At 70.8% G+C, this 17,852-nt stretch carries 15 protein-coding genes; 10 read left to right on the top strand and 5 right to left on the bottom strand.

Annotated features, from left to right (window positions below):
* On the bottom strand, positions 1-716 hold a 716-nt coding region (locus Asi02nite_RS32040; RefSeq protein ID WP_203717750.1), incomplete at its 3' end, for an AAA family ATPase.
* Positions 717-1,014: 298 nt separating this feature from the next.
* On the opposite strand from Asi02nite_RS32040, the gene Asi02nite_RS32045 reads away from it, so the two are divergent.
* The 5 genes from Asi02nite_RS32045 to Asi02nite_RS32065 all read left to right on the top strand — a co-directional run bounded on the left by Asi02nite_RS32045 (position 1,015) and on the right by Asi02nite_RS32065 (position 7,960).
* Positions 1,015-2,493, top strand: coding sequence for an APC family permease (locus tag Asi02nite_RS32045; protein ID WP_203717751.1), 1,479 nt, complete (start codon positions 1,015-1,017; stop codon positions 2,491-2,493).
* A 36-nt stretch (positions 2,494-2,529) separates the two neighbouring features.
* On the top strand, positions 2,530-3,534 hold the full coding sequence (locus Asi02nite_RS32050; protein WP_203717752.1) for an acetamidase/formamidase family protein: 1,005 nt from the start codon (positions 2,530-2,532) through the stop codon (positions 3,532-3,534).
* 29 nt (positions 3,535-3,563) lie between these two features.
* The gene (locus Asi02nite_RS32055; protein ID WP_203717753.1) at positions 3,564-4,190 is read left to right on the top strand and encodes a GOLPH3/VPS74 family protein; all 627 of its coding nucleotides are present in this window, start codon (positions 3,564-3,566) and stop codon (positions 4,188-4,190) included.
* A 185-nt stretch (positions 4,191-4,375) separates the two neighbouring features.
* Complete coding sequence (gene leuS / locus Asi02nite_RS32060; RefSeq protein WP_203717754.1) at positions 4,376-7,237, top strand: leucine--tRNA ligase; 2,862 nt, start codon at positions 4,376-4,378, stop codon at positions 7,235-7,237.
* 387 nt (positions 7,238-7,624) lie between these two features.
* Entirely contained in the window at positions 7,625-7,960 is a 336-nt protein-coding gene (locus Asi02nite_RS32065; RefSeq protein WP_203717755.1) for a hypothetical protein, read from the top strand.
* On the opposite strand, the gene Asi02nite_RS32070 is transcribed toward Asi02nite_RS32065, so the two are convergent.
* From Asi02nite_RS32070 to Asi02nite_RS32085, 4 genes are all read right to left on the bottom strand, one after another.
* Positions 7,961-8,569: a VOC family protein gene (locus Asi02nite_RS32070; protein WP_203717756.1), complete on the bottom strand. Its 609-nt coding sequence runs from the start codon at positions 8,567-8,569 to the stop codon at positions 7,961-7,963. It lies immediately after the preceding gene.
* Between the two features lie 269 nt (positions 8,570-8,838).
* The gene (locus Asi02nite_RS32075) at positions 8,839-9,534 is read right to left on the bottom strand and encodes a TVP38/TMEM64 family protein (protein WP_203717757.1); all 696 of its coding nucleotides are present in this window, start codon (positions 9,532-9,534) and stop codon (positions 8,839-8,841) included.
* 71 nt (positions 9,535-9,605) lie between these two features.
* Complete coding sequence (locus Asi02nite_RS32080; protein ID WP_203717758.1) at positions 9,606-10,316, bottom strand: type 1 glutamine amidotransferase; 711 nt, start codon at positions 10,314-10,316, stop codon at positions 9,606-9,608.
* Entirely contained in the window at positions 10,306-11,526 is a 1,221-nt protein-coding gene (locus tag Asi02nite_RS32085; protein ID WP_203717780.1) for a MurT ligase domain-containing protein, read from the bottom strand. The genes Asi02nite_RS32080 and Asi02nite_RS32085 overlap by 11 nt, the downstream gene beginning before the upstream one ends.
* A 730-nt stretch (positions 11,527-12,256) precedes the next feature.
* Between Asi02nite_RS32085 and Asi02nite_RS41960 the strand changes: the two genes are divergently transcribed.
* The 5 genes from Asi02nite_RS41960 to Asi02nite_RS32110 all read left to right on the top strand — a co-directional run bounded on the left by Asi02nite_RS41960 (position 12,257) and on the right by Asi02nite_RS32110 (position 17,826).
* Positions 12,257-12,853, top strand: coding sequence for a C40 family peptidase (locus tag Asi02nite_RS41960; RefSeq protein ID WP_239127311.1), 597 nt, complete (start codon positions 12,257-12,259; stop codon positions 12,851-12,853).
* 384 nt (positions 12,854-13,237) lie between these two features.
* On the top strand, positions 13,238-13,669 hold the full coding sequence (gene mraZ / locus Asi02nite_RS32095) for a division/cell wall cluster transcriptional repressor MraZ (RefSeq protein ID WP_089251465.1): 432 nt from the start codon (positions 13,238-13,240) through the stop codon (positions 13,667-13,669).
* A gap of 198 nt (positions 13,670-13,867) precedes the next feature.
* Positions 13,868-14,971: a 16S rRNA (cytosine(1402)-N(4))-methyltransferase RsmH gene (rsmH, locus tag Asi02nite_RS32100; protein WP_203717760.1), complete on the top strand. Its 1,104-nt coding sequence runs from the start codon at positions 13,868-13,870 to the stop codon at positions 14,969-14,971.
* Entirely contained in the window at positions 14,968-15,519 is a 552-nt protein-coding gene (gene ftsL / locus Asi02nite_RS32105) for a cell division protein FtsL (RefSeq protein ID WP_203717761.1), read from the top strand. Before rsmH ends, ftsL begins: the two co-directional genes overlap by 4 nt.
* Positions 15,520-16,152: 633 nt before the next feature.
* A complete protein-coding gene (locus Asi02nite_RS32110; RefSeq protein WP_239127317.1) occupies positions 16,153-17,826 on the top strand; it encodes a peptidoglycan D,D-transpeptidase FtsI family protein in 1,674 nt (557 codons plus the stop codon).
* Positions 17,827-17,852: the final 26 nt, after the last annotated feature.

A 17,852-nucleotide genomic window follows, 5' to 3' on the forward strand; every position in this document is an offset into this window, starting at 1 on the left:
GCGTACTGCTTGACCGCGTCGGCGGCGTGCACGCCCCGGACCGTCGCGATCAGGCGGCGCACGGTGGCGGCGTCGGAGACCGGCCGCAGGTCCTGCAGCGGGTCGTGGCCGCCGTGCGCGTCGAGCATCGCGAGCTCGGCGCCGGCATCGGGGTAACCCATCGCGATCCGGGCGGTGAACCGGTCGCGCTGCGCCTCGGGCAGCGGGTAGGTCCCCTCCATCTCGATCGGGTTCTGCGTCGCGATCACCATGAACGGCGTCTGCAGCTCGTAGGTGGTGCCGTCGACGGTGACCTGGCGCTCCTCCATGCACTCGAGCAGCGCCGACTGGGTCTTCGGCGAAGCCCGGTTGATCTCGTCGCCGACCACCAGGTTGGCGAAGACCGCGCCCGGCTTGAACTCGAAGTCGTGGTTCTCCTGGTTGTAGACGGAGACACCGGTGACGTCGCTGGGCAGCAGGTCGGGTGTGAACTGGATGCGCCGCACGGAGCAGTCGATCGACCGGGCCAGCGCCTTGGCCAGCTTGGTCTTGCCGACACCCGGGACGTCTTCGATCAGGAGGTGACCCTCGGCCAGCAGCACGGCGAGCGCGAGCCGCACCGTCGCCGTCTTGCCCTCGATGACCTGCTCGATGTTGGCCACGATGGCGTCGCTGGCGGCTCGGAACTCGGGACCGGGCAGCGGTGCGCCCAACTCGTCCCAGGTCTGTTGTGTCACGGGCCTCCTCCTCGGGGGTGCTGCGGCTTCATATGCAAGAGCGTCTGGACCCGTGGTTTGGTTCACCCGGTGCGGGCAGAATTCGGCAAGCCGCCGCACCACCGCCGGCCCCACCCGTGCCATCAGGCTAACTGGATTTTTTGACCGCGCCGACCCGGCCGCCCGCGCTGTCCAGGATGGGAGCTTTGACCGCCGGGAGCGGCTTCGCCGGATAACCGCGAAACAACGACATACCGCGCGATGAATTGGCGGATCGATATCTTTCATAAACGATCATCGAGCACTATCGTGACGCCTCATGGCTTCCCCTCAAGCGGGCGTGAGTCCGCAACCGGCAGAGGGACCGGCATCCCTCGAGAACTTCGGCTATCGCCAGGAGCTTCGGCGGGAGCTCCGCTTCGTCGACATGCTGGCCTACGGCCTCGTGTTCATGGTCCCGATCGCCCCCTTCGCCATCTTCGGCTCCGTGTTCCAGGCCTCGGGCGGCATGGTCGCCCTCACCTATCTGGTCGCGCTCGTGGCCATGCTGTTCACCGCCAACTCGTACGCGCAGATGGTGCGGGCCTTCCCCATGGCGGGGTCGGTCTACAACTACGCCAGTCGCGGAATCGCGCCGCCGGTCGGATTCGTGGCGGGCTGGGCGATCCTGCTCGACTACATCCTCGTGCCGAGCCTGCTGTACGTGGTCGCCGCATTCTCGATGAACGCCATCGTGACGGCGATCCCGACCTGGCTCTGGCTCATCGCCTTCGTGGCGGTCAACACGGTCGTCAACTACCTGGGCATCAAGATCACCGCCAAGGTCACGCGCTGGTTCCTGATCGCCGAGCTCGCGGTCCTGGCCCTCGTCGTCGTCGTCTTCCTGATCGCACTCGGCCAGGGCAAGGGCAACGGGCTCTCGGCGGGCACGGCGCTGTTCAACGGCGACCTGTTCGGCTGGTCGCTGATCTTCGCCGCGGTCGGCGTCGCGATGCTCTCCTTCCTCGGCTTCGACGGCATCTCGATGCTGGCCGAGGAGAACCGCGAGGAGGCCAGCAAGATCGGTCGCGCGATGGCCGGCGCCCTGATCGTCGCGGGCGTCCTGTTCGTGCTGCAGACCTGGCTCGGCTCCATGCTGGTGCCGAACCCCGACGGGTTGTTGCAGGGCGGCGCGGTCGTCGGCGACGAGTTCGCGCAGGCCGCCGAGTCGGCCAGCGGGCACTGGATGTACGTGCTGACGTCGCTCGCCACCGCCCTCGCCTGGGGCATCGCCAACGCGATGGTCGCGCAGGGCGCCACGTCCCGGCTGCTCTTCGCGATGGCCCGCGACAGGCAGCTGCCGGCGTTCCTCGCCCGGGTCTCGCCGCGACACGCGGTGCCGACCAACGCCGTGTTCCTGGTCGCCGGCCTCTCGCTGGTGCTGGGCCTGACGCTCTGGTTCACCCGGGAGGCCGACGCGATCGCCGACCTCGGCCGGCTGGTCAACTTCGGCGCGCTGGTCGCGTTCATCGTGCTGCACCTGACGGTCTTCTGGTGGTACGTCGTCCGCAACGGCAGCCGCGACTGGTTCCGCCACGCGATCCTGCCGGCGGTCGGCCTCGCCATGCTGATCTACGTCGTGGTCAACCAGAAGATCTTCGCCCAGCTCATCGGCGGCATCTGGGTCCTCATCGGCATCGTCATCGTCGCCGTCCTGGTGGCCACCAAGCGCACGCCGGTGCTCGCCGGCATGTCCGAGGAGACCACCGTGGACCCCGACGACAACGTGGCCCCGGCACCCAGGGACCCGGCGCTCTAAGATCCACAAGCGACAAGACCCACGGAAGGCGGAAGCGTGACCGACGTTCTCCGCTACCGGCCGACGGCCGCCGAACTGAGCTACACGTTCGGCGGCCGCGAGCCGGTGGCCCGCATCAAGTCCGGCGACATCCTGGACACGTACACCGAGGACTGCTTCGGTGGCGTCGTCCGCGGCGTCGGCGACCTGCCCTCGCAGGTCTGCGAGTTCCCCTACCTCAACCCGGTCACGGGACCGTTCTTCGTGGAGGGTGCGGAGCCCGGCGACACGCTCGCGCTGCACTTCGTCTCCATCACCCCGGCCCGCGACTGGGCCGTCTCGTCGACCTTCCCGCACTTCGGCGCGCTCACCGCCACGCACACCACGGCGATGCTGCACGAGCCGCTGGAGGAGCGGGTCTGGGTCTACGAGATCGACAAGGCCGACAAGCTGGTCCGGTACGCGGCCCGCAACAGCGACTTCACCGTGGACCTGCCGCTGGACCCGATGCACGGCACGGTCGGCGTCGCGCCCGGCGCGTTCGAGGCCCGGATGACGATCGTCCCGGACGCGCACGGCGGCAACATGGACACCCCGGAGCTGCGCGCGGGCACCACCGTCTACTTCGGCGTCAACGTGCCCGGCGCGCTGTTCGCCCTCGGTGACGGGCACGCCCGACAGGGCCAGGGCGAGGTCAGCGGCGTCGCGGTCGAGGCCGCGATGGACACCGTGGTCGCCGTCGAGCTGATCAAGGGCGTGGCCACGCCGACGCCGCGACTCGAGACCGACGACCACCTGATGTCGGCGGGCTCGGCCCGGCCGCTGGAGGACGCGTTCCGGATGAGCCAGCACGACCTGGTGACCTGGGTCGCCGACGCCGGCAAGCTGGACGTCCTCGACTCGTATCAGCTGATCAGCCAGGCGGGTGAGGCACCCGTGGGCAACGTCTGCGACGCCAACTACACGATGGTCGCCAAGGTGGCCAAGCGCTACCTTCCGACCGTCGACATGTATCAGGGCGCCCACGCCCGACTACGCGCCCTCGCCGACAGCTACCGCTGACCGCGGTCGAGGGGGAGGGACGGATCGCGGTGCGCCTGCGCGAAGAGCTGTTCGTGCTCGGCTTCGACAAGGCCGGCAAGCCGGCGGTCCACCCGGACAGCCTCGACATCGGTGTGGCCGGCGCCCGGCTGGTCGAGCTCGTGCTCGCCGGCCGGGTCGCCGTCAGCGGCGGCCGGCTGGGCGTGGTCGGGGTCGAGCCCACCGGCGACGCCGGCGACGACAACCTGCTCGCCGCGATCCGGCTGGCCGCCCAGGCGCCGCCGCTGGCCGGCGCGCTCAACCAGCTCCGCGAGGGCGCCGGCGAGGCCGTCCGGAGCGTCCTGCTCACCGAGGGCGTGCTGACCAAGACCGCCCAGCGCCGGCTCGGCCTCGTGCCGGTGACCCGCTACCCGGCAGACGAGGGCGTGGTCCGGGCGATCACGGTCCGGCTGTGGTACGCGGCACACGGCCGCTCGCAGCCCGACGAGCCGACCGCGGCCCTGTGCGGCCTGATGCACGCCGTACTCCTGCACGAGCACGTGTTCGTCACGATGCCGCTGGCCGGTCTCGACCAGCGGCTGCGGGAGATCCGGGGCAAGCTGTCCGATCCCGTACGGGAGATCGTCGATGCCGTGACGACCCTGGTGGCGAGCGCGGCGTTCGCGATCTATCGCTGACCGGGGTACACTCCGCTCATGGCCAGGGCCTTCCTGCTCCTTACCTAGCCGTGCTGACGTCGCTGACGCGACCGGCACGGCTACCCCTCCTGCGTGAGGGGCTTTTTTATGCCCTCGTGCAGACGCGCTGACACCCCGCGTGCCGCACCACTGGCCCTGACGACGAAAATACCGAGGTGGCGAACATGAGCGAGGCAGCCGAGCGTCCCGACCAGGACGTCCCCCCGTTCCGTTACACGGCCGCGCTGGCCGGTGACGTCGAGCGGAAGTGGCAGGACTACTGGGAGGCCCGCGGCACGTTCCGCGCGCCCAACCCGGTCGGCGAGCTGGCCGACCCCGAGCACCCCCGGGCCGGCGCGCCCAAGATGTACGTGCACGACATGTTCCCGTACCCGTCCGGCGACGGCCTGCACGTCGGTCACCCGCTGGGCTACATCGGCACGGACGTCTACACCCGGTTCAAGCGGATGACCGGCTTCAACGTGCTGCACCCGATGGGCTTCGACGCGTTCGGCCTGCCGGCCGAGCAATACGCCGTGCAGACCGGCACCCACCCGCGGATCACCACCGAGCGCAACATGGTCCGGTTCTGGGCGCAGCTGCGCCGCCTGGGCATGGGCTACGACGAGCGCCGGCGGGTCGCCACCAGCGAGCCGGAGTTCTTCCGCTGGACCCAGTGGATCTTCCTGCAGATCTTCAACTCCTGGTACGACAAGGACGCCGGCAAGGCCCGGCCGATCGACGAGCTGATCAACGAGTACGCGTCGGGCACGCGGCCGACCCCCGGCGACAAGCCGTGGGCTGAGCTGTCGGGCGTCGAGAAGCGGGCGCTGCTGGACGAGCACCGGCTGGCCTACGTCTCCGAGGCGCCGGTCAACTGGTGTCCCGGCCTGGGCACCGTGCTGGCCAACGAGGAGGTCACCCCCGACGGCCGCAGCGAGCGGGGCAACTTCCCGGTCTTCAAGCGCCGCCTGAAGCAGTGGATGATGCGGATCACCGCGTACGCCGACCGCCTGGTCGACGACCTGGACGTGCTGGACTGGCCCGAGCCGGTCAAGCTGATGCAGCGCAACTGGATCGGGCGCTCCACCGGCGCGCACGTCGACTTCCCGTTCGAGACCGCCGCCGGCGCCGAGGGTGAGATCACCGTCTTCACCACCCGGCCCGACACCCTGTTCGGCGCCACCTACATGGTCGTCGCGCCCGAGCACCCGATCGTCGACACGCTGACCGCGGCGCACTGGCCCGAGGGCACCCACACACCGTGGACCGGTGGCCACGAGACGCCGGTGCAGGCGGTCGCGGAATATCGCCGGGCCGCCGCCCGCAAGACCGAGGTCGAGCGGGCCGCCGAGGCGCGGGACAAGACCGGCGTCTTCACCGGCACGTACGCGGTCAACCCGGTCAACGGCGCGCGCGTCCCGGTGTTCATCGCCGACTACGTGCTGGCCGGCTACGGCACCGGCGCGATCATGGCGGTGCCCGGCCAGGACGAGCGCGACTGGGAGTTCGCGGAGGTCTTCGAACTGCCGATCATCCGCACGGTACGGCCGGCCGACGGCTTCGACGGTAAGGCGTACACCGGGGACGGTCCGGCCATCAACTCGGCCGCACCCGACCGCGGCCTGAACCTGGACGGCCTGGTTGTCGCCGACGCGAAGGCCACCATGATCGCCTGGCTGGAGGCGAACGGCGCCGGCACCGGCGCGACCACCTACCGGCTGCGCGACTGGCTGTTCAGCCGCCAGCGCTACTGGGGCGAGCCGTTCCCGATCGTCTACGACGAGACCGGCATGCCGGTCGCCCTGCCGGACTCGATGCTGCCGGTCGCGCTGCCCGAGGTCGACGACTTCGCGCCGCGTACGTTCGAGGCGGACGACGCCGACAGCAACCCGGAGACCCCCCTGTCCCGGGCCCGCGAGTGGGTCGAGGTCGAACTGGACCTGGGCGACGGGCCGAAGCGCTACGTCCGCGACACCAACACGATGCCGAACTGGGCGGGCTCGTGCTGGTACTCGCTGCGCTACCTGGACCCGCACAACGACAAGCACGCGGTCGATCCCGAGAACGAGGCCTACTGGATGGGCCCGCGCCACGAGGGCGACCCGGGCGGCGTCGACCTGTACGTCGGCGGCGTCGAGCACGCCGTCCTGCACCTGCTGTACGCCCGGTTCTGGCACAAGGTCCTGTTCGACCTGGGCCACGTCTCGTCGTTCGAGCCGTACCGCCGCCTGTTCAACCAGGGCTACATCCAGGCGTACGCGTTCCGCGACGCGCGCGGCATGGTGGTGCCGGCCGAGGAGGTCGAGGACCGCGACGGGCACTGGTTCTACGGCGGCGAAGAGGTCTTCCGGGAGTACGGGAAGATGGGCAAGTCGCTGAAAAATGTGGTGACGCCCGACGAGATGTGCGAGGCCTACGGCGCCGACACGTTCCGGGTCTACGAGATGGCGATGGGTCCGCTGGACGTGTCCCGGCCGTGGGAGACCCGGGCGGTGATCGGGGCGCAGCGCTTCCTGCAGCGGGTCTGGCGCCTGGTGGTCGACGAGGAGACCGGCAAGACCCGCGTGAGCGAGGAGCCGGCCAACGAGACCACGAAGCGCCTGCTGCACAAGGTCATCGACGGCGTCCGCACCGACCTGGACGAACTGCGCTTCAACACGGGCGTGGCGAAGCTGATCGAGCTGACGAACGGGCTGACGGCGCTGGGGGGTCCGGCACCGCGCGAGGCCGTCGAGCCGCTGGTGCTGATGTCGGCGCCATTCGCCCCGCACGTGGCCGAGGAGCTGTGGCAGCGTCTGGGCCATTCGGAGTCGCTGACGTACGTCGACTTCCCCGTCGCCGACCCGGCACTGCTGGTGGCCGAGGAGGTCACCTACCCGGTCCAGATCAACGGCAAGGTCCGGGGGCGCATCTCGGTCGCAGTCGACGCTTCCGAGGAGACCGTCAGGGCGGCCGCGCTGTCCGAGGTGGCCGAGGCCCTGGACGGCAAATCTCCGAAGAAGGTCATCGTCATCAAGGGCCGCATGGTGAGCGTCGTCGTCTAGAGAGCGTCAAACCGAAGAGATCCAAGCTGATGTCCCGGGTTCGTCGGGGGCGCGACCGTCGCTCCCGCCGGACCCGGGGTTCGTCGTTGGTCGCGCTTTTGAAGGGCGCCGTTTCCATGACCGGTTCCGCTCGGGACTGGCCGGAATCTTCGGCGTCGTTGGTCACCCTCTAGGCCCCGGGAGGGGTATTGCGCGCTGGAGCTGTCGCACAAACCGCTCCCTTATGCTCCAGCGCGCAATACCCCTCCCGTGTCCTGACGCACCCACCATCCGCGACCACGGTCACGGCCCGAGGGTCACAGTCCATTGGCTGATCTTTCGCGGTGGGACTTCCGCGGGGGGTTGCGTGGGTGGGTCGGCGGCGGCTTCGAGCAGGGAGGATCACCTGTGGGCGTCGATGTCGAGTTGTTTCGGATCGAGCAACTGGGGACTAGTCCCCGGCGTCGGCGGACCGTCGAGGTCGCCTCGGTCGGTGATGTCCACTTCCACTTCGCCAAGGTTCTCGAGCGGGCACAGCATCAAGGCACCACGCCGATGCTCGACCGCATTGATCTCTATGGAACGCTCGAGCTTTCGCATGACGAGATGCCTCAGTTGCTCGCCGAGCTGAGTCAGCTCATCGCCGCATCCGAGGGTGAGCTCGAGGTGTTGCGGGCGATCCGGCGGTTGGCCGAGTCCTGTCAGGAAGCTCGTGAGCTGGGGCTGCGGTTTGTTGGTGACTGATCAGGTGTTGGCGGGCTCCCAGGTGAAGCCGTCGGGGTCGGTGAAGGCCGGGGTGTCGGCGGAGATGGTCAGGCGGTGGGAGCCGGTGCCGTCGGGGGAGACGCCGGCGGTCTTGGCGATCGCCCGGCGCTTGTTGAGGGTCAGCTTCACCGGGCCGGTGTCGAACTCGACGTAGCGGCCGCCGAAGCTCTTCGAGGCGGCGAGGCCGTGTTCCGCGTAGAAGCGCTTGCTTGCCGCGACGTCTTCGCAGCCCAGTTGGAGGACGATGGCGGCGATCTGTTTGGTGGCTGGGCCGGTGTCTTTCTTCGACGACGATGCGATCGTCCAGAGGGTGCCGTCGGGGGCCTGCACGACGCCGCCGTAGCCCCACAGGGACGTCGCGGCCGGCTTGAGGATCGTGGCGCCTGCCTGTGCCGCGGCGTCGACGAGGGCGTTGACGGTGGCGGGCTGCGACACGACCAGCGACAGGGTGAAGCCGCGGAAGCCGTTCGTCGGCGCGTCGGCGGCCTTTATCCGCAGGCGGTCGCCCAGCCCGAAGGCGGCTGTGTAGAAGCGCTCGGCGGCAGCGGCGTCAGCCGCCTCGACGGTTACGAACTCGATGGAAGGCATGCGATGACGCTATTCGTCTAGCCGGTGTGCGTGCTTCTTGATTCCTGACCGGCGATGCCCCCAACCGTGACCCACCGCGGAATTCCCACCGCGAAGATCGCCAATGGACTGTGTCCCTCGGGCCGTGGTCGTGGTCGCGGATGGTGGGTGGGTCAGGGCACGGGAGGGTGTTGCGCGCTGGAGCATTGGGAGCGGGGTTTGCGACTTTGCGTAAGCGCGCGACACCCTCCCGGGACCTAGAGAGTGAGCCACGACGCCGAGAAACCCGGTCAGTCCCGAGCTGAACCGGTCTTGGAACGGCGCGCCGACCGCCGCCACCGCCAGACGATCACAGCGCTAGCGATCAACCCGAAGCTCGCCGGGACCACGGTGAACCAATTGATCGAGCCGGGCGAGACCACTGCCGAGCCGAAGGCGGCATAACCGAAGGCGGAAGGCACCGAGGCGATCACGCTGCCGGCCAGGTAGGGAGCAAGGCGGGCGCCGGTCGTGCCGTAGCCGTAGCTGACCAGGCCGAAGCCGCCCAGGGGGACCAGGCGGACCGTGATGACGCCGAGCATGGACTGGCGGGTGAACCAGCCGTCGAGTTGGGCCAGGCGGCCGCGGACGCGTTCGGCTACGAAGTCGCGGCCCAGCCAGCGGCCCAGGGCGAAGCCCAGTAGGGCCGCCAGGAAGGCCGCGGCCAGGGTGTAACCCGCGCCGCCGAGGGGGCCGAAGAGGGCGCCCCAGGCGACCGTGATCAGGGTGCGCGGCACCAGGGCGATCAACAGTGCGGCGCCGACCAGGATCGCGGCCAGAGGCGCGAACGGGCCCAACCGGTCGACGGCGTCCGGGATGGCCTGGAGGTCGGGTGGGGCCAGCAGCAGGATCAGGCCGAAGGTGCCCAGCAGGGCGACCAGGAGCGCGAAGCGGAGCACCGGGTGCCGGTGCCAGCGGGAGCGGGCGCCCGCCGGCAAGGCCAGCATGGACCGACCGGGTGGGAGGGCCGGTCGCGCCGGTGGGGCGGGGAGTGCCCGCCGCTCCGGCGGGTCCGGGGTCACGGTTGAACGGCGAGTTGGCGCTCCTGGCGCAGGCGCTCCGCCCAGCTGTCGTCCAGCGGCGGCAGGTAGCCCGCGCCGGTGGCCCAGCGCAGCAGCAGGTCGGCCAGGGCCGGGTTGCGGGACAGCGCCGGGCCGTGGGAGTACGTGCCGAGCAGGTTGCCGCGCCACGCTCCCTCGCTGGTGCCGTCGTTGCCGATGCCCGTCGTCACCTGGGCCAGCGGCGAGACCCCGGGGCCGAGGTGCGTACGCCCGCCGTGGTTCTCGAACCCCGACAGCGGCGGTAGGCCGAGGCGGGGGTCGATCACGCCGTGCAGTTCGCCGACGGCGCGGGACGGCCCGCGGTCGGAGTGCAGGTCGAGCAGGTTGAGGCCGGGGAACTGGGCGCCCTTGGCGAAGAAGGACGTGCCGAGGAGCTGGTAGCCGGCGCAGACCGCGAACACCACCGAGCCCTGCGCCACGGCCCGGTGCAGGCCGCCGTCGGCGTTGAGCCGCTGCGCGGCCAGGGCCTGCGGGCCGTCCTCGCCGCCGCCGATCAGGTAGAGGTCGGCGCCCTCGGGCAGCCGCTGGTCGGAGCGCACCTCGATGGTCTCGACCGGGATCCCGCGGGCCTGGGCGCGGGCGGCGAGGATCAGCATGTTGCCCCGGTCGCCGTAGGTGGACAGCAGGTCCGGGTAGATCCAGACGATCCGCAGGTCTTCAGTTGACACGGTCCAGCTCCGCTCGAATGTCCTGGAAGGCGGTGTAGTTGGCGATCACTTCGAGCCGGCCCGGCGGCACCGCGTCGAGGGCGTCGGCGAACGACGTGACGTGCTCGAACGGGATGCCGTTGACATGCAGCCGCACGGCGAGGTCGTACGCGCGGTCGCCGGTGATCAGCACCCGCCGCCCGTACAGGGGGGAGAAGTCGACGTCGAACAGCCACGACGTGTCGAGGCCGTCGGGGTCCCGGGCGTTGATGGAGAGCAGCGTCGGTGCGGGTTCCGCCATGTCGAACGCCTCGAGCCAGCTCGCCGGGTTCTTCGCGAGCAGCAGCCGGATCAGCTTGCCGTCGCGCTCGACCTGGGCGTAGCGGCCGGCGACCGAGCTGACCGTGCTCAGCCGCAGCACGGCGTCGGCCGGGCGCACGCCGAACTGGGCGGCGACGGCAAGCGCGGTGGCCGCGTTGCCGATGTTGACCGTGCCCGGAAGCTGCAGCTTGACCTGGTGCCAAGCGCCGGTCGGGTCGAAGACGCCGTCTTCCTCGACGACCCACTGGGGCCGGGGCCGGCGCAACGGGCAGTTGGTGCACCGCCAGTCGCCGCCGGCGCGCTCGATCGCGCCGCCGCAGTTGGGGCAGACCCACGAGTCGTCGTGCCAGCGCTGGCCGGCGCTGAACCAGGTGACCGCCGGCGAGCCCAGGGCCGCCCAGGTGACCATCGGGTCGTCGGCGTTGGCGACGACGTGCACGTCGGGGTGGTTGGCCAGCGCCTCGCGCCACATCTGCGCCATCATCGCCACCTCCTTCGCCCGGTCGAGCTGGTCCCGGGAGAGGTTGAGCAGCGCGACCGCGCGGGGCCGGGTCTCCTCGAGGACCCGCGCGAGGTAGTGCTCGTCGACCTCGAGCACCGCGAAGGGCGTGCTGCCGGCCTTGGCCAGCGCCGAGGTGTGCCCGGTCGGCATGTTGGCGCCGAACGCGTTGGTGGCCACCCGGCCGATCCCTTCGAGGGCGGCCACGGTGAGCTTGGTGGTCGTGGTCTTGCCGTTGGTGCCCGAGATCAGCGCCACCGACCGGCCCGCGGCCAGGTGGGTGAGCAGCTCAGGATCGATCTTGAGGCCGATCCACCCGCCGATCACCGAGCCGTCACCGCGCCCGGCGGCCCGGGAGAGCGCCGCGGCGGTGCGGGACACCGAGCTGGCCACCTTCGCCCGCAGGGGCATTTTCGCGTCCGTCACGCGAGCGAGGTTACCGGACAGGACATAGCACGCGGCTGGTCGCGCGCAGTGGCGGGGGCCGGGAAAAATACCCGATTTGTACCCGGGCACCCGAACGAGTCGTGTGGGCATCGTCACTGATCGTTATCACGGATACCGGATCGGACAGTGACCCACTGTCAGTGATGAAACGGACACGGATTCGCGATCAGGACGAGCCGCCGTGTGCCAACTTCGGGTGGTAATCGCACCATCACGCAGCGTAGAACCATCGATCAGCTACAAACTGATGGCCGGTCGCGCAGCGTTGCGCGGCCACCGCGCCGCGTGGGACACGCTCAACCCCGCTCATCCCCGCGACGCCGTCCTGACGTCTCAACCACGGCAGACCAGAGCGGGGATGGGGGGAATCCGCGTCGCCACGCCGCCGCCAGCGGCCGGGGCGGACGTCGGGTGTCGGACAGGCGCGGCCAACCGTCGCGCCGGTACGCCCGGCGGCTCCCGCCGTAGGCGTGCCGGAGGGATCCCGTACGTGTTGGAACTTCGTTCTCGCCGGAGTGGGCGGCCCACCGCCCGAGCCGGCCGGATCGCCGCGACCACCGCTGCCGCCTGCCTGTGCGCCGGCCAACTGGTCGCCACGTCACCGGCGCGAGCCGCCGAGTCAGCGGCCGCCGTGCGGCCGGCGATCACCGGAAGTGTCAGTCGGCAATCGGTTCCGTGGGGAAGCGGCGCGGCAGTGCGCGTCGCCGTCAAGGACCCCCGGACCGGCAAGCCGGCCGGAGCGCGGACCGTAGTAGCGCTCGAGGAGTGGTCCGCCGCCTCGCGGACCTGGAAGCGGAAGGCGACCAAGCGGCTGTACGGAAACGGCTACAACTGGTTCGCCGTCAAGCCGCTCGCCACCACCTCCTATCGCATCGTGTTCACCGGCGACGCCAGCTACCGGCGTTACTGGACGTCGCCGATGTGGATCACCGTGACGCCGAGCGGCGCCAAGGTGCTCGCGGAGGCCAAGCGGCACGTCGGCCGCCCCTACCGGTCCGGTGCCGCCGGGCCGACGGCGTTCGACTGTTCCGGCTACACGATGTACGTCTACCGCAAGGCCGCCGGAAAGAAACTGCCGCACAAGGCGAACTCGCAGCAGCGGTACGGGCGGGCGGTGTCGAAGTCGGCCGCCCGGCCGGGCGACCTGATCGTGGTCCGCAGCGGTTCGTACGGCACGCACGCCGGCATCTACGCCGGTGGCGGCTACATGTACGACTCTCCGCGCCCGGGCACCCGGGTCGGCAAGCACAAGATCTGGTCGCGGAACTACGTGGTGCGCCGGATCGTCTGAGGTTCCAGGCAATTCGTGGGGGCACGGCGGCACTGCCGCCGTGCCCCCACGCGCGTCTCCACTTCGCTCCACCAAGATCCTCCACCGGGCTCCGAAACCGGGTCCGATCGTGTGGCGGATGAGGTTAACGAGGTGAATGTGCGAATCGTTGCGCGCGGAATGGAGCTTGTCAGTATTTGGACAAGCACCCGCGGCGTGCGGCCCTCCACTCCGTCCCACCGCCTTTGACGTGCGGTTTTACGTCCGCGCTGGCCGGATGTGAAGCCGGATTCTGGTTGCGGGTGGAGGGAAGTGGAGTAGAGTGGGGATCAATGGCGGGGCCGGAAGGGTCCGCCGGCCTCGGGTGGACCGCGAATCCGCCCGCAGCGCGAGGGGGTGGGCCGAATGTTTCTCGGCACGCATACCCCACGCCTGGACGAAAAAGGCCGGTTGATCCTGCCGGCGAAGTTCCGGGACGAACTGGCGGGAGGTGTCGTGATCACCAAAGGGCAGGAGCGCTGTCTCTACGTCTTCCCGACGCCCGAGTTCCAGCGGATCGCGGGGCAGTTGCGCGAGCAGCCGATGACCCACAAGGCCGCACGGGCCTACAGCCGGGTCTTCTTCGCCAGCGCACATGACGAGGTGCCCGACAAGCAAGGTCGGGTCACCATCCCGGCGCACCTGCGGGAATACGCGGGTCTGTCCCGAGAGCTGGTCGTGATCGGCGCCAGCACCCGGGTGGAGATCTGGGACAAGCAGGCCTGGGACACCTACCTCGCGGAAAGCGAAGACGACTTCGCCGACATCGAAGAGGGGGTGCTGCCCGGCGGACTGTAGGGCGACGAGGCATCGGGTCCCGCGAAGACCCGCGTTCCGCCGCCGTTCGCCCGCCGTACCGCGAGATCTCCACCCGCTCCCGTCCCTGGCGTCCCTTCCCCGGTGCCAGGCATGGCGGCGGATGGGGATCTGGCGGTACGGCGAGCGATGCAGCCGTCTGGCACGGCGGAAGACGGCGGGTCACTGGGGGGACAACCGATGCAGGAGCCACGCGGCACCCACGTGCCGGTGCTGCTCGAGCGGACGCTCGGGCTGCTCGCTCCGGCGCTCGCCCGTCCCGCCCGGCAGGGCCCGCGCGTCCATGTCGACGCCACCCTCGGTCTCGGTGGGCACGCGGAGGCGGTTCTCGCCGCGCATCCCGACGTCGTGCTGATCGGGCTCGACCGCGACACCGAGGCGCTGGCGGCGTCCCGGCAGCGGCTGGCCCGCTACGACGACCGCGTCCACCTGGTGCACGCCGTCTACGACGAGCTGCCGGAGGTCCTCGACGACCTCGGCATCCCGGCGGTCGACGGGGTGCTGATGGACCTCGGGGTCTCCTCCCTGCAGCTCGACGTGCCCGACCGGGGCTTCTCGTACGCCCAGGACGCGCCGCTGGACATGCGGATGGACCAGACCCGGGGCACCACGGCCGAGACCGTCGTCAACACCTACACCGCCGGGGAGCTGACCCGGGTGCTGCGGGTGTACGGCGAGGAGCGGTTCGCCAACCGCATCGCGGCGGCGATCGTCCGGGAACGGGCCAAGCAGCCGATCACGTCGTCGGCGCGGCTGGCGGAGCTCGTCCGCGACGCGATCCCGGCGGCCGCCCGCCGCACCGGCGGGCACCCGGCCAAGCGCAGCTTCCAGGCGCTGCGGATCGAGGTCAACGGCGAGCTCGAGACGCTGGAGCGGGCGGTGCCGGCGGCACTGGACGCGCTCGACCTGGGCGGCCGCATCGTGGTCATGTCCTACCAGTCGCTGGAGGACCGGATAACCAAGCGGGCGATGGCCGAACGCGCGAAATCGTCCGGGCCGATCGACCTGCCGGTCGAGCTGCCCGGCACCGGGCCGACGCTGCGGCTGCTCACCCGCGGCAGCGAACTGCCGAGCGACGACGAGGTCGAGGCCAACCCGCGGGCCGCTTCGGTGCGGCTGCGGGCGGCGGAACGGATCGATCCCGACGCGGCGCCGCGTGACCGGCCGCGCCGGGTCAAGGCACTGCACCAACCCGCCGCGCGAACGGCGGGAAGCAGCGGTGGTCGCGGTCGTACCCCTGGCGGAGGTACCCGCGACGACGAGCACGAGGGGGAGGGAACATGACAGATCAGAAGCGCGCACCGCGGTCGGGGGGCCGGACCACGGAGCGCCAGGTCGGGCGGGGTATCCGCGCGCACCGCACGGATCCGCGCGGCCGCACGGCCGCCCGGGAGTTCCCGACGCAGGGCAGCGCGGCGCTGCGTCCGAAGGAGCGCGCGACGACCGCCCCGGCCGGGGGGCCGCGGCTGAAGGTCGCGCCGCCACCGCCGGTGACCGGGCCGCGGGTGCCGTTCGTCGCGCTGGTCCTGGTGCTGGTGATCGGCGGCGTGCTCGGCATCCTGGTGGTCAACACGAAGATCGCCGAGAACGCGTTCCGGATCGAGCGGCTGAAGGAGACCGGCGCCGCGCTCGACATCCAGCAGCAGGAGCTGCAGCGGGAGATCGCCACGGCCAAGGCGCCGGGCAACCTGACCGCCGCGGCACGGAAGCTGGGCATGGTCGCGGGGGGCGACCCGGCCTACATCCGGCTGCAGGACGGCAAGATCATCGGGATTCCGAAGCCGGGTGCCGGTGTGCCGTCGGTGACCAGCGACCAGCCCGCGGGGCGGTAGCGGGTGCCGCCGCGGACGCCGGACCCCCGGCGCGAACCGCCCGCGGCGCGCCGGAACCCGCCCCGTGGCGGCCGGCCGTCCGGCGACGACGATCCCACCCCGGCCCGTAGCGGCCGGGGCGGGATCTTCGAGGCACAGGCGTACACCCCGCGCGGGCGGACGGTGCGCGAACAGTCCCGCGGCGCCCGGAAGGCGCCGGAGACCACGCCGGAGCCGGCGCCGCCGACGCAGCGGGAGCAGTCCCGTGGCGGTCGGGCGGCGGAACCGGCTCCGCCACGGTTGCGGGTGGTCGACGGGGGCCGGGCGGGCGAACCACGGGCCGCCCGCCCGGCCGCGACCCGGACCGGTTCGACCGGGGGGCGAACCGGCACGACGGCGGGTGCGGCGGCCAGGAAGACCGCCGCGCCCGCCCGTTCGCGCGCTCCCCGCACTGACACGGGACGGGCCCGCACGGACACGGGACGGGCCCGCACGGACACGGGACGGACGGGCGCCGTGCCGAAGGGTCGGAGCACCGCCACCAAGGGCGGGGCCACCCCACCCCGGCCGCCGCTGCGGCGCAAGCCCCGCAAGCGGCCGAAGCTGGCCGACCCGAACCGGCGTCTGCGGCTCGGCGCGTTCCTCGCGCTGGCCATGTTCGCCACCATCGGCATCCGGCTCGTCACGCTGCAGGTGCTGCCGACGCCCGCCTACGCCAACGGCGGCATCGAGGACCGGCTGCGTACCGTCACGCTGTTCGCCTCCCGGGGTGGCATCTACGACCGGTCGGGCGTCCCGCTGACGCACAGCGTCGAGGCGCGGTACGTCTACGCCGACCCGACGCTGATCGAGAACCCGCGGGAGGCCGCGGCCAAGCTGTCGCCGTTGCTCGGCGTGGCCCGCTCGGACCTCGAGAAGCGGATGGCCAAGCGGAAGCTGCCCACCGGCGTCCAGTCGACGTTCGCCTGGCTCGCCCGGGGTGTGCCGATCGACAAGGCCAACCAGGTGATGGCGCTCAACATCAAGGGCATCGGGATCGAGCACGACGAGCGCCGCGAGATCCCGGGCGCCGACGTGGCCGCGAACTTGATCGGCATCACCGGCGAGGACCTGAACGGGCTCGAGGGCCTGGAGTCCCGCTACGACGACGTGCTGCGCGGCACCAACGGCAAGCACCTGTTCGAGTTCGGCAACGACGCGTCGTACACGCCGATCCCCAACGGTTTCAGCCAGGTCACCGAGGCCAAGCCGGGAAGCTCGCTCACCCTGACCATCGACCGCGACCTGCAGTACGAGATCCAGCGGCTGCTCGGCACCAACGTGCGGGCCCGCAACGGCACCGTCGGCGCGGCCGTGGTCATCGACATCAAGACCGGCGAGGTGCTGGCGCAGGCGAGCGAGCCGACCTACAACGCGGCCGACTGGCAGAAGTTCAAGCCCGAGGACCGGGAGGACGCGGCGACCTCGTTCGTCGTCGACCCGGGCTCGGTGCACAAGGCGATCGTCTTCGGCGCGGGTCTGCAGGAGGGCGTCATCACGCCGAAGACGGTGTGGCCGATCCAGTCCACGATCCGCAAGGACGTCGTCTACCGGGACACCCACCCGGCTGGTGGCAAGCGGATGTCGATGGCCGGCGCGCTCGCGTATTCGTCGAACGTCACGACGATCATGATCGCGGACAAGCTGGGCCCGCAGAAGGTGTACGACTACCAGCTCAAGTTCGGCCTCGGGAAGCCGACCGGCGAGGGCATGCCGGGCGAGGCGTCCGGCCGGGTGCTGCCGCCGGCCGAGTGGAACGGCTCGTCGCCGGGCTCGATCCCGATCGGGCACAGCGTCGACGTGACGCCGCTGCAGATGGCCGCCGTCTACGCGGCGATCGCCAACGACGGCAAGTGGATCCAGCCGCACCTGATCAAGGAGACGATCAAGCCCGACGGCACGAAGGTGCCGGCGCCGGCACCGGAGACCCGGCAGGTGATCAGCCCGCAGCACGCCGCGGAGCTGCGCACACTGATGGAGGCGGTCACCACGATCCCGGACGCGACCGGTGTGTCCGGCCGGGTCAACGGCTACCGGGTGGCCGGCAAGACGGGCACGGGCAAGCGTGTCGTCGACGGAAAGTACGCGCCTGGTGACGTCGCGTCGTTCATCGGCATGGCGCCGGCCGAGGCCCCGCGGTACGTGGTCGCGGTCTTCGCCTACACCCCGGGTGGCGGGGGCGGCGACGTCACGGGGCCGGCGTTCAAGGAGATGATGCGGTACACGCTGCAGCACTACCGCGTCCCGCCGAGCACCAAGGCGGCCCCGAAGTTCACGGCGTTTCCGTAGATCAGTCCTAGATCAGCCGTAGATCA

This window comes from Asanoa siamensis, from assembly GCF_016862555.1.
Classification (GTDB): domain Bacteria; phylum Actinomycetota; class Actinomycetes; order Mycobacteriales; family Micromonosporaceae; genus Asanoa; species Asanoa siamensis.